Below are 12,249 nucleotides of genomic sequence, written 5' to 3'. Positions count from 1 at the left end.
GGGGCACCGCGCGTGCGTGGGTGCGGCGATTTTTCTAACAGCGGGGCCGCGACCGTTGTGATTTTTGCGTTGCGACGACGTAACTGCGACCACCTAGTTCGGTAACAGCCCGTCGTTAGCGTCGACTCGTTCGTGCGTCCTCGGCCCATTCGGCCGCGGATTGGCCGCTCTCTTGCACAGGAGACGTAGATGACCATCACCCCGGTACGCCAGCACACCGCACCGTGCGAGCAGCACGTCGGACGCCACTGGATTCATGACTGGCGCCCCGAAGATCCCGAATTCTGGGACACGATCGGCCGGCCGATCGCCCGGCGCAACTTGGTTTTCTCCATCTTCGCCGAGCACATCGGGTTCAGCGTGTGGATGTTGTGGAGCATCGTGGTCGTGCAGATGATGGCCGTTGGCGCACCGGGGCATCCCAGCCATCCCGCCGCGTCGGGCTGGGCACTTTCGCCCAGCCAAGCCCTGTGCCTGGTCGCTGTTCCCAGCGGTGTCGGCGCACTGTTGCGATTGCCCTATACCTTCGCGATCCCGGTTTTCGGCGGCCGCAACTGGACGACCATCTCCGCAAGCTTGTTGGTGATTCCCTGTCTGCTGCTGTCCTGGGCGGTAAGTCACCCCGGCATACCCTTTGTGCTGCTGACGCTGATTGCCGCGACCGCCGGTGTGGGCGGCGGCAACTGCGCCTCGTCGATGGCCAACATTTCGTTCTTCTACCCCGAGAAGGACAAAGGCTGGGCACTGGGCCTCAACGCGGCCGGAGGCAACATTGGCGTCGCGGTAGTGCAAAAGATCATCCCGCCGATCGTGGTCGCCGGTGGCGGGATGGCGCTGGCGCGGGCCGGATTGTTCTATGTGCCGCTGGCGGTCGTCGCCGCGGTCTGCGCCTTTGCGTTCATGAACAACCTCGCCGAGGCGAAGGCCGACGTGAAGCCGGTTTGGCAGTCGCTGCGCCACGCCGACACCTGGATCCTGGCCCTGTTGTACATCGGTACCTTCGGATCCTTCATCGGCTACTCGGCGGCGTTTCCGACACTGCTCAAGACCGTCTTCGATCGCGGCGACATCGCCTTGGGCTGGGCCTTTCTGGGGGCGGGCATCGGATCGGTGATCCGGCCGCTGGGCGGCAGGCTGGGCGATCGCGTTGGCGGCGCCCGCGTCACCGCGGTCAGCTTTCTGATGCTCGCGATCGGGGCGGCCGCCGCGCTGTGGTCGGTGCAGAACGTCAACTCGCCGCTGTTCTTCGCCAGCTTCATGTTCTTGTTCGTGGCCACCGGCATCGGAAACGGATCGACCTATCGCATGATCTCGCGGATCTTCAAGGTCAAAGGTGAGCTCGCGGGCGGTGACCCCGACACGATGGTGCAGATGCGTCGCCAAGCCGCCGGTGCCTTGGGCGTCATCTCGGCGGTCGGCGCCTTCGGTGGGTTCCTGGTGCCCCTGGCCTACGCGTGGTCGAAGGCCCAGTTCGGCAATATCGAACCCGCGCTGCGCTTCTATGTGGTCTTTTTCCTCGCGCTGCTATTCGTCACCTGGCACTGCTACCTACGCAGCAAGACTCCGATGGCGCAGCTAGGGGTGTGATCAGCCGTCGGCTCCGGGCCTGCCCCGGCCATCGGGGGGCCGGTAGCCGTGCCACGGGTTGTACTCGGCGATCAGCTCCTCCTGCGGGGGACGCGCCTCGGGCGGTATGTGCTGCAGGTTGATCCGGATGCGGTACCAGATCGAGCTCGGCCCGCGCATGCCGTCCACCAACACATCGGCGGGTTGCAGCCGATCCGCCACCGCGGGATGGCGAGCGCGCCAGGTGTCCAGGGCGGCCATCGCCTCGTCCTTGGTCTTGGTGCGGGCGACTTCGATCAGCGGCATGCTCGGCTGCCGGCGGCCATCGCTGCGCTTGCCCGCGCCGGCGGGAGCGCGCTGGGGCGGGCCCAGTTCCTCGGCCAGCATCAGCAGCCGGTCCAGCGCTCCCACGGCGCCGTCCATGCCCGACCACGGGTCGCCCAATTCTGCGAACCGATCGGGGACGGTGTCGAGGGTGAAGTCCTGCGGATCGCAGTCGGCCACCTCGTGCCAGTGCAGCGGCGTGGACACCCGGGCGTCGGGGTTGGCCCGCACCGAATAGGCCGAGGCGACCGTGCGGTCCTTGGCGTTCTGGTTGAAGTCGACGAACACTCCCTCGCGTTCCTCCTTCCACCAACGGCTGGTTGCCACGCCGGGCATCCGCCGTTCGACCTCGCGCGCGACGGTCTGCGCGGCCAGCCGAACCTGGGAAAACGACCACTGTGGCGCGATCCGGGCATAGACGTGGAAGCCCCGCGAACCAGAGGTCTTGGGCCAGGGCGTGAGCCCATAATCTTCGAGCACTTCGCGGACCACTTGCGCGACGTCGAGGATGCGGCGCCACTCGACACCGGGCATCGGGTCCAGGTCGATCCGTAGTTCGTCGGGGTGATCGAGGTCGCGGGCAAGCACCGGATGTGGATTCAGATCGGCGCAGCCCAAGTTGATCGCCCAGGCCAGTCCCGCGGCATCGTGGATGACCGCTTCCTGGGCGGAGGTGCCTGACGCGTAGCGCAGCTCGGCAACGTCCACCCAGTCGGGGCGGTTGGTGGGGGCGCGCTTCTGAAACACCGCTTCCACGTCGATCCCTTTGACGAAGCGCTTGAGCATCATCGGCCGGCCGGCCACCCCGCGCAGCGCGCCATCGGCCACCGACAGGTAATAGCGGACCAGATCGAGCTTGGTGCGGCTCGGCCGGTCGCCCTGGCCGGGGAAGACCACTCGGTCTGGGTGGGTGATCTTGACCTGCCGACCGGCCAACTCCAATGACACCGGGCCGGTCATGGGAATCAATCGTAATTCCGATGCACTCTATGGTCGCGGTGCGACCGGCGTCACATATGGTGAACTTATGCCTAACCTCAGTGACCTGCCCGGGGTCGCAAAAATTCAGCAATACGTCGACCGCGGGGCGGCCGAACTGCACTACGTGCGCAAGATCATCGAATCAGGTGCGTTCCGGTTGGAGTCGCCGCTGAACTACGCCGCGATGGCAACCGAAATCGCGAAGTGGGGCGAGTTCGGCATGCTGCCCTCGTTCAACGCCAGACGTCATCCGCACCGCGCGGCGTGCATCGACGAAGAGGGCGAATTCACCTACCAGCAGCTCGACGAAGCCGCCCACGCCGTGGCCAACGCCCTGCTGGCCAAGGGGGTATCCGCCGGCGACGGGGTCGCCATCCTGGCGCGCAACCACCGTTGGTTTTTGATCGCCAACTATGGCGCTGTCCGGGCAGGCGCCCGCATCATCTTGCTCAACAGCGAGTTCTCCGGCCCACAAATCAAAGAGGTCTCGGAGCGCGAAGGCGCCAAGCTGATCATTTATGACGACGAGTACACCGGCGCGGTCAGCAAAGCCGAGCCGCCGTTGGGCAAGCTGCGGGCGCTGGGCGTCAACCCCGATTCCGAGGAGGACTCGGGCAGCACCGACGAAACGCTGGCCGAACTCATCGCCCGCAGCAGCACCGCGCCGGCGCCCAAGGCCGGCAAGCATGCGTCGATCATCATTCTGACCAGTGGCACCACCGGCACCCCCAAGGGCGCCAACCGCAGTACCCCGCCGACGCTGGCGCCGGTCGGGGGCATCTTGTCGCACGTCCCGTTCAAGGCCAACGAGGTGACCTCGCTGCCGGCGCCGATGTTCCACGCGCTGGGGTACCTGCACGCCACCATCGCGATGTTCCTGGGCTCGACGCTGGTGTTGCGACGCAAGTTCAAGCCGCAGCTGGTGCTCGAAGACATCGAGAAGCACAAAGTGACCGCCATGGTCGTGGTGCCGGTGATGCTGTCGCGTCTTCTCGACGCGGTCGAGAAGATAGACAAGAAGCCAGACCTGTCCAGCCTGAAGATCGTGTTCGTATCCGGCTCCCAGTTGGGCGCCGAACTGGCCAGCCGCGCACTCAAAGACCTCGGTCCCGTTATCTACAACATGTACGGCTCGACCGAGATCGCATTTGCCACCATCGCCGGGCCCGAGGACCTGCAACGCAACGCCGCGACGGTGGGACCTGTCGTCAAAGGCGTCAAGGTCAAGATCCTCGACGACAACGGCAACGAGGTCTCGCAGGACCAAGTCGGCCGGATCTTCGTGGGCAACGCCTTCCCCTTCGAGGGCTACACTGGTGGCGGCCACAAGCAGATCATCGACGGTCTGATGTCCTCAGGTGACGTCGGCTACTTCGATGAGCACGGGCTGCTCTACGTCAGCGGTCGTGACGACGAGATGATCGTCTCCGGCGGGGAAAACGTGTTCCCGGCCGAAGTCGAGGATCTGATCAGCGGGCATCCCGACGTGGTGGAGGCCACCGCGCTCGGCGTCGACGACAAGGAGTGGGGCGCGCGGCTGCGCGCGTTCGTGGTCAAGAAGCCCGACACCGACCTCGACGAGGAGACCGTTAAGCACTACGTGCGCGACCACCTGGCCCGCTACAAGGTGCCCAGGGAAGTGATCTTCCTCGAGGAGTTGCCGCGCAACCCCACCGGCAAGATCCTCAAACGCGAGCTGCGTGAGATGGAGATCGAGTAGCCGGTCACTGGCTCCGCAGTTCATCGCTGCCCGTAGCGGCTGCGCTAGTTGTCAGGTGGCGGTGTTGGTGACGACCGCCTGGTATCGCCCGGCCGTCGGCGACATCCCCACCGGCATCGCACCGGGCGGTCGGTGTCCACCACCACTAACTGCCCTGCACCTACGAAGTGCCTTCCGGTTCGAGAACCTGAGCCGCCGCAATCCCACGAATTCCCTGCTGGACAGACACTTCCGTGCATCTACAGGACGACGACCTCAATCACCGGTGAACAATCCGGGGCGGGGCACGTCGATGCCCAGTGCTCGGCTGAGCCGGGGAGGCGCCTCGCTTTGGAAACGAGGACGGAGTCATGCCGAATTCATCAGTGATCGACTCATTCTTGCTTGCCTGTCTGACGATCCGTGATGAGCAGTTCGCCGGGCCGCGCCACGCTGGCAGTGAACTTCTAGAGTCCGACGGCCTGTTCCAGGCCATACAGTGACGTCTCCAGGTGTAGCAGGAGTCGCTGCAAGTGCGGGGCACTGCGACGGCACCCGACTAGGCCGAATTCGAGCGTGCCGGCGTTGCTGAGCAGAGTGATGCTCAGCGCCTGACCGTCGTGAGCGATCGACAGTGGATAGATGCTGTCCAGCCGGGCCCCGTGCCAGTACATGGGTTTGGTCGGTCCCGGCAGGTTCGACACAATGACATTGAACGACGGCTTTGTCCATGGGACGAAGCCCGGAACAGCTGTCAGCGTCAAAGGCGCCATATTGAAGGCCCACAACGCTTTTGCCTGCAGCGGGGACAATTCGGAAAATGCCTTCTTGTTTCGGCGCATCGACTGACTGATCATTTCCAGTCGTTTCGCCGGATCCGTGGTGTCGGTCGCGAGACCGCAAAGCACGGTCCCGACCATGGTGCCGCCGGAGTCATCGGTTTGCGAACGCAGGCTAACCGGGACCAAGGCAACTAGCGGCGCATCCGGTAGCGCATTCTGCTCGAGCAAGTACTGGCGCAGCGCACCGGCGCACATTGCCAGCACTACATCGTTGATGGTGACCCCCGCGCATTTCGCTACGGCCCGGAACCGATCCAACGACCATGACTGCGCTGCGCATCGGCGCGCGCCGCCGACCTTCACGTTGAACAGGGTGCGCGGAGCCCCAAATGGCAGGGTCAACTGCTGCTCAACCAGCGCAGCGCGGATCAAGGACACTGTCGATGGACCGAGTGCCATCAGAGATCCCGCCGTGTTGGCCAGCGATCCCAGCCTGGAAGAGCCAACCGCGTGATCCGGCTGCGGGGGCAGATTCCATGGTGCCCGCACTTCGGTGTCGCGAGGGTCATCCGAAAGTGCGCGCTGCAGCAGCATCAATGCCGAGGCACCGTCGAGCAGGGCATGGTGGAACTTGGAGTAGATCGCGAACCGGCCGTCTGCCAACCCGTCCACCACGTGCATTTCCCACAACGGGTAATGGCGATCGAGCAGGTGGCTGTGTAGCTGAGAAACCAATTGGAGCAACTCGCGTACCCTCCCGGGATGCGGAAGCACCGAACGCCGCACGTGATAGTCGGTATCGATCTCGTTGTCGTACTGCCAGCCCAGGTTGGTAATACCGCCCAACAATGTTGCGGGGTGCTTGCGGAATGCGGGTTGTCCCTCTCGATTTGCCGCCAGGCATCTATAGATCTCATCGACAAATCCCGGACCGGCCGCGTCGGGAGGATCGAACAGCTGCAAACCGGCCACATGCATGGGGTGCTCGCGGGACTCGGTGAACAGGAAGGACGCATCGGTCGGCATCATCAATTCCATCGAAGTCATTAGACAGCGGGGGCCCATGGCGAGCAACCGGCCTCGATGAAACTGTCGGCGGATCCCACAGCAGAGATCGTGAAATGTGCGGCGCACAACAGGCCGCCGCCGGCATCTTCATTTCATGGCGACGTCGAGTTGCTGGCTGAACCTGATCGAGCCTTGGTTCAAGGAACTGGCCGGTGCGCGAAGCCCGCCGCGGATCGAACCGAATCGCAGACAGACCGCTTGCGGCTTACGGGTCGCGGGGCAGGCCCAGCAGCCGCTCGGCGATGATGTTGAGCTGCACCTCGGAGGTGCCGCCGTAGATCGTGGTGGCGCGACTGGATAGCAGGTACTCGCCCCACTTACCGGCCAACTCGTCGGTGTCGCCGATCGCGGCATCCGTGCCGAACGACGACACGGCGAACTCCGCATAGCCCTGACCGGTGCGCATCGACAACAGCTTGGATATCGCCGCCGACGGCATGGCGTCCCCACCCGAGAGGGTCAACAGGGTGGAGCGCAGGTTGAGCACCTTGGCGGCGTGACCCTCGGCGATCAGGTGTCCGGCGCGGTGCTGGGCGACCTGATCGAACTGGCCGTCCCGGACGAACTCGACGAACTGCGGCAAGGTGGCCAGGAAGTTGTTGTCGGTGCTGCCAATCGATACTCGTTCGGCGGTCAGGGTGTTGCGGCTGACTTCCCAGCCCCGGTTGACTTCGCCCAGGACACACTCGTCCGGGACGAACACATCGTCGATGTAGACGGTGTTGAACATTTCGTGGCCGGTCAGCTCGCGCAGCGGCTTTACCTGTACGCCTTCGCTTTTCATGTCCAGCAGGAAGTAGGTGATGCCGTTGTGCTTGGGTGCGTTCGGGTCGGTTCTGGCCAGTAGCGCGCCCCATTGCGAGTACTGAGCGGCGGTGGTCCAAATTTTCTGTCCGGTGATGCGCCAGCCGCCGTCTACCCGTGTCGCCTTCGTGCTCAGACCGGCCAGGTCCGAGCCGGCGCCGGGCTCCGAGAACAGCTGGCACCAGATCATCTCGCCGCGGAAGGTGGGCGGCAGAAATCGTTGCTTCTGCTCTTCGGTACCGAACGCCACGATCGACGGGAGGATCCACGCCGCGATGCCGACCTGGGGCCGTTTTACCCGACCGGTGCTGAACTCCTGGGCGATGATGACCTGCTCGACCGGGCTGGAGGCCCGTCCCCAGGGCTTGGGCAGATATGGCAGCACCCAGCCGCCTTCGGCGATCGCGGCCTTTCGGGGCTCCCGATCCATCCGCTTGAGGGCCTCCACATCGGCGCGAATCTCGGCCCGCAGCTTCTCGGTGTCGGGATCCAAGTCGATGTCCACCGCTCGCATGCCCGTGGTGGTCGCGGTGTCCACCACCCGCTGCGGGTACTCGACGCTGCGGCCGAAACAGGCCGCCAGCATCAGGGCCCGGCGGTAGTAGACGTTGGTGTCGTGCTCCCAGGTGTAGCCGATGCCGCCGTGCACCTGTATGCAGTCCTGGGTGCAGCGCTGGGCTGCGGCCGGTGCCAGTGTCGCGGCGACGGCCGCGGCGAACTCGATGTGCGGGCTGTCCTCGTCTAGCGCGCGGGCCGCGTCCCACACGGCGGCGGTGGCGCGCTCGGTGTCGGCGATCATCTCGGCGCATTTGTGCTTGATCGCCTGGAACTGGCCGATCGGCCTGCCGAACTGTTCGCGGATCTTGGCGTAACCCGACGCGGCATCGGTGGCCCAGCGGGCTACACCCACCGCCTCGGCCGAGAGCAGGGTGGACATCAGCGCGTGGGCGGTGGTCATGCTCAGATTGCTCAGCACCACGTCATCGCCAACCTCGACGGCGTTGGCGCGGACGTGTGCGACGGGGCGCAGCGGGTCGAGGCTGCGGACCGGTTCGATTTCAAGTTGCTCGGCGCGCAGCACCACCCACTCGTCGCCGCTATCGATGGCGACCGGCAGCACCAGAATGGAGGCCTGGGCTGCGGCTGGAACCGCGCGGACCTCGCCGCGGATGACCAGCACGCCACCGTCCTCTAGCCCCTGGCGCGTTGCGGTGAGCCCCGAGTCCAGCGCGTAGGCCGCGATGGCGGCACCGCTGGCGAGTTCGGAAAGCACCTTGGCCTCGGGGTCATGCACCGAAATCAGTGCGCTGGCGATCGCCGACGGGACGAACGGACCGGGGACCGCCCCGTAGCCGAATTCGGCCAGCGCCACAGCCAGCTCGAGGATCCCGTAACCCTGTCCGCCGACGGACTCGGCGAGATGAACACCCTGCAAGCCTTGTTCGGCCGCCGCTTGCCAGTAGGGCGGTGGATTCTCGACCGGAGTTTCCATAGCCGCGTGCAGCACTTCCGACGGCGCCACGCGCGCTACCAGTGATCGCACCGAATCGGCCAGGTCCCGATACTCAGGGGTTATCGCGATCGGCATTGCTCGCCTTCCCTTGCTTTATTGCTGAACCGCCATATCGGCCAAGCACCTCCAAGCTAACAATCGGCTTGGCAGTTGACCGCATTGGCTAGTGACAGGCCGTCGCGCAGGCTGCGGCAGTTGTCGACGGCCTCGGTCAGATAGCGCCGCATGGTGTCGACGGTGTACCAGGTGACGTGGGGGGTGAGCACCACGTTGTCCAGGCGCAGCAACGGATTCTCGGGCACCACCGGCTCCACGGCGAACACGTCGAGCCCGGCGGCGGCCAGCGATCCGCTGCGCAGCGCGTCAACCAGGGCGTCTTCGTCGACGACGGCGCCGCGAGAAGTGTTGATCAGCAACGAATTCGGCTTTATCCGGGCCAGGGCGTCGGCGTCGAGCAGCCGATCGGTGTGCGGCGTCAAGGGCAGGTGCAGCGAGACGATGTCACTGGTGGCCAGCAGTTCGGGCAGGGGCCGCCAGCCGGGCCTCCCGTCGTCTCGGGTGCTGGTGTGCAGCACGGTTGCGCCCATCGCGGAGACTATGGTGGCCACCCGCTTGGCGATGTTGCCGTAACCGATCAGTCCGACGGTGCAACTGCCGATGTCGCGCACCGATTCGCCCAGTTGCGGGTCGGTTGGCCAGCCCCGTCCCTGCCGGGTCGCCGCGTCGAGCTCCGGCAGCCGGCGCAGCGCCGCCAGCATGAGCAGCACCGTGCCCTCGGCGACCGAAGGCGCGTTGGCGCCGGGCATGTTGGCGACCGCGATGCCGTGCTTGGTCGCGGTCGCCACGTCGATCGTGTTCACTCCGGCGCCGAGCTTTTGGACCAGCCGCAACCGCGGCGCGCGTTGCAGGTCGGCGCCCGAGAGTGGACGCAAGACGTGCCAAATTACCTCGGCGTGGTCCAACTCCCGATAGAAGCCACTGTCGTCGTCTTCGGCGCACCACCTGATTTCGAGCCAATCGCGCTGTGCGGCAACAAATTCAAGTACTTTCTCGCCGGGCACGAAGTGGGCCAGAACTCGTAACGGCTGGTTCACTGCCACCGCTTCGCTATCCAGTTTGTGATGGTGTCGGCTTGTTCGTCGCGTGCGCCGGGGGTGGTGAAGTAGTGGTCGGTATCGATGGAGGCGCGTGCTTTGTCCGTGCTGGCGAGCCCGTCGTAGATGCACTGCGCGTCGGAGGGGAACACTCCGGTGTCGGCGTCGGCATTGATCACCAGGGCGGGACACGTGATCCGGGCTAGGTGCGGTGCCGCCCGGGTCTGCGCCACCCGCAGGCTCCACATGCCCAGCCAGTTGCGCAGCGTGCAGGCCGCGGCGATGCCGCGCGCTGAGCGGTTTGCCCGCACCGGTTTTCCGGCGTAGCACAGATTGGGCTCTCGGTTGGTTGGTTCGATGCTGGCGTCGACCATGCGCGGATCGGCCCAGGTGCGCATCACGGTGAATGGCCGGTCGGAAAATCCCGCGGCGCGTACGCGTTTGAGTTCGTCCTCGGCCCAGTCGGTGATGCTCTCGTTGCGCGCCGCCTGCGCCGCCCGGTAGCGGCTGAGGAACTCTGGGGAGTATGGCGGCCCGTTGCGCTCGTTGAACAGGTCCAGGTCGGGATCGGTTGCAACGGGGTCGTTTTCGTCGATGACGGCGGCGTCCATCCAGGCCGTCAGCACTTCCGGGCGGCCGGGATGGGCGGCGGTGGCCACGTAGCCGTCCGCGGTGGGTAGTTCGTTGACGCCGGCCGCCGGGCGCGTTCCCGCCAGCGGCGTTACGTTTGGATCCACCGCCTGTGACTGATAGGCGGCCATCAGCGACCCGCCTCCGGAGTTACCCAGCAGCACCACCGTTTCCGCGCCGGCGACCTCGCGCAGCCAGCGCACCCCGACCCCGATGTCGACCAGCGCGTGGTCCAGCGCAAAGTTGCTTTCGAAGCCGCGAAACCTGGTGTTCCAGCCCAGGAACCCGATGCCGCGGGCGGCCATGTAGTCGGCGAGGTAGTGCTCGGAGAAATCGATCTGGTAGTGCGTGGCGATCATCGCCACCGTTGGCCTGGTTCCGGCGGCACGGTGATAGAGCCCTTGGCACGGGTGTCCGCCGGCACCGGCTCGTCCGGCGGTCGGCGAACTCAGCCCGACGAACTCGCGGTTGATCTCGGGCGTGCCGGTTGCAGCGGACAATTCAGGAGACCTCCACGCCGTAGATGGCTCGGTAGTAGATGTTGGCCAGGGTCTGGATGCAGGCCAGGTCGTCGGGTTCTTTGGTGCGAGACCCGCTGAGCTGGATGTAACAGAACTGGTTGAACATTGCCACGATCGCCTCGGCGACCAGCTGCGGGTCGTCGCCCGGGCAGTAGCCCTCGGCCTGGGCGCGCTTGACCGTTTCCTTGATGAAACTGATGGGGATTGCACACATATCGGCCCACTGTTGGGCAAAGTCCTCATTGACCATGGCCAACTGCGACACGCCGACCATCTCCGCGAGGCGGTTGCGATAGGTGTTCCAGTGCGCGGCGGCGGCTTCATAGGCGCGCTCCCGATTGGAGAGACCGTGGCTGGTCACCGACAGCGCCCGCTGGTTGACTTCATCGCGAAACCGCAGTGCCCACTGGCGGACCATCGCTTCTTTGGAGTCGTAGTAGTTGTAGAAGGATGCCGCCGAGCGGCCGGCCTCGGCGGCGATGTCGGCAATCGTGGTGGCCAAGATGCCCTTGCGCGCAATAACCGTCCGGGCGGCGGTGTCGATCGCGGCCTGCGTCTGGCGTCCGCGGTGCGTCGGGAACTCCGGCACCTGGCGTACCTCCTCTGGAACAAATCTGAATCTGATGTTAGATTCAGATTTGAATCGTGGCCAGGCCACGCACTTGATCGGAGTCAACAGATGATCAAGCCGCACAACACCAATACCGAATTCGAGTTCGGCGGAATCAACCACGTCGCGCTGGCCTGTTCGGACATGGCTCGTACCGTGGACTTCTACAGCAACATCCTCGGGATGCCGCTGATCAAGTCGCTCGACCTGCCCGGCGGCCAGGGCCAGCACTTCTTTTTCGATGCGGGCAACGGTGACTGCGTCGCCTTCTTCTGGTTCGCCGACGCACCCGATCGCGTCCCGGGCATCTCGTCGCCGGGGGCCATCCCCGGCATTGGCGACATCACCAGCGCCGTGAGCACCATGAACCATCTGGCCTTTCACGTACCGGCGGAAAAGTTCGACGCCTACCGGCAACGGTTGAAGGACAAGGGCGTGCGGGTCGGCCCCGTGCTCAATCACGACCACAGCGAGTTCCAGGTGTCGGCGACGGTGCATCCGGGGGTGTACGTTCGCTCCTTCTACTTCCAGGATCCCGATGGCATCACGCTGGAATTCGCCTGCTGGATAAAGGAGTTCACTGCCGACGACACGCCGGCGGTGCCCCGCACGGCGGTAGACCGGCGGCCTCCGGTGGCAGCGGGGCACTAGGTAAGC

The 12,249-nt window shown here is 65.2% G+C and carries 9 protein-coding genes; 3 read left to right on the top strand and 6 right to left on the bottom strand.

Annotation, left to right across the window (positions count from 1 at the left end):
* The first annotated feature begins 189 nt into the window (after positions 1–189).
* The gene (locus MMSP_RS00345; protein WP_020785001.1) at positions 190–1,587 is read left to right on the top strand and encodes a NarK family nitrate/nitrite MFS transporter; all 1,398 of its coding nucleotides are present in this window, start codon (positions 190–192) and stop codon (positions 1,585–1,587) included.
* Here the strand turns inward: MMSP_RS00345 and MMSP_RS00340 are convergent, their stop codons facing one another.
* On the bottom strand, positions 1,588–2,850 hold the full coding sequence (locus MMSP_RS00340) for a DNA polymerase domain-containing protein (protein ID WP_036425865.1): 1,263 nt from the start codon (positions 2,848–2,850) through the stop codon (positions 1,588–1,590).
* Between the two features lie 67 nt (positions 2,851–2,917).
* On the opposite strand from MMSP_RS00340, the gene fadD2 reads away from it, so the two are divergent.
* Entirely contained in the window at positions 2,918–4,591 is a 1,674-nt protein-coding gene (gene fadD2, locus MMSP_RS00335) for a long-chain-fatty-acid--CoA ligase FadD2 (protein ID WP_020784999.1), read from the top strand.
* Positions 4,592–5,037: 446 nt separating this feature from the next.
* Here the strand turns inward: fadD2 and MMSP_RS00330 are convergent, their stop codons facing one another.
* The 5 genes from MMSP_RS00330 to MMSP_RS00310 form a co-directional block, all read right to left on the bottom strand.
* Complete coding sequence (locus MMSP_RS00330; RefSeq protein ID WP_036426971.1) at positions 5,038–6,390, bottom strand: wax ester/triacylglycerol synthase family O-acyltransferase; 1,353 nt, start codon at positions 6,388–6,390, stop codon at positions 5,038–5,040.
* A 235-nt stretch (positions 6,391–6,625) separates the two neighbouring features.
* Complete coding sequence (locus MMSP_RS00325; RefSeq protein WP_020784996.1) at positions 6,626–8,812, bottom strand: acyl-CoA dehydrogenase; 2,187 nt, start codon at positions 8,810–8,812, stop codon at positions 6,626–6,628.
* Between the two features lie 56 nt (positions 8,813–8,868).
* Positions 8,869–9,837, bottom strand: a complete 969-nt coding sequence (locus MMSP_RS00320) for a 2-hydroxyacid dehydrogenase (protein ID WP_015354270.1) — start codon at positions 9,835–9,837, stop codon at positions 8,869–8,871.
* Positions 9,828–10,961, bottom strand: coding sequence for an alpha/beta hydrolase (locus MMSP_RS00315; RefSeq protein ID WP_015354271.1), 1,134 nt, complete (start codon positions 10,959–10,961; stop codon positions 9,828–9,830). Before MMSP_RS00315 ends, MMSP_RS00320 begins: the two co-directional genes overlap by 10 nt.
* A gap of 1 nt (position 10,962) precedes the next feature.
* Positions 10,963–11,571, bottom strand: coding sequence for a TetR/AcrR family transcriptional regulator (locus MMSP_RS00310; RefSeq protein WP_020784995.1), 609 nt, complete (start codon positions 11,569–11,571; stop codon positions 10,963–10,965).
* 90 nt (positions 11,572–11,661) lie between these two features.
* Here MMSP_RS00310 and MMSP_RS00305 point away from each other — a divergent pair, with 90 nt between their 5' ends.
* Positions 11,662–12,243 (top strand): VOC family protein, encoded by a 582-nt coding sequence (locus tag MMSP_RS00305; RefSeq protein ID WP_020784994.1) that lies wholly within the window; start codon positions 11,662–11,664, stop codon positions 12,241–12,243.
* Positions 12,244–12,249 lie beyond the last annotated feature (6 nt).

The sequence above is a fragment of the Mycobacterium sp. 012931 genome (assembly GCF_000419295.1).
GTDB classification, from domain to species: Bacteria; Actinomycetota; Actinomycetes; order Mycobacteriales; family Mycobacteriaceae; genus Mycobacterium; species Mycobacterium marinum.
This window is presented reverse-complemented; position numbering and strand designations above follow the sequence as displayed.

Excerpts from the sequence above, each read along its gene's own strand:
- MMSP_RS00345 (WP_020785001.1), top strand. The coding sequence starts at position 190 with ATGACCATCACCCCGGTACGCCAGCACACCGCACCGTGCGAGCAGCAC.
- MMSP_RS00340 (WP_036425865.1), bottom strand. The coding sequence starts at position 2,850 with ATGACCGGCCCGGTGTCATTGGAGTTGGCCGGTCGGCAGGTCAAGATC.
- fadD2 (WP_020784999.1), top strand. The coding sequence starts at position 2,918 with ATGCCTAACCTCAGTGACCTGCCCGGGGTCGCAAAAATTCAGCAATAC.
- MMSP_RS00330 (WP_036426971.1), bottom strand. The coding sequence starts at position 6,390 with ATGGAATTGATGATGCCGACCGATGCGTCCTTCCTGTTCACCGAGTCC.
- MMSP_RS00325 (WP_020784996.1), bottom strand. The coding sequence starts at position 8,812 with ATGCCGATCGCGATAACCCCTGAGTATCGGGACCTGGCCGATTCGGTG.
- MMSP_RS00305 (WP_020784994.1), top strand. The coding sequence starts at position 11,662 with ATGATCAAGCCGCACAACACCAATACCGAATTCGAGTTCGGCGGAATC.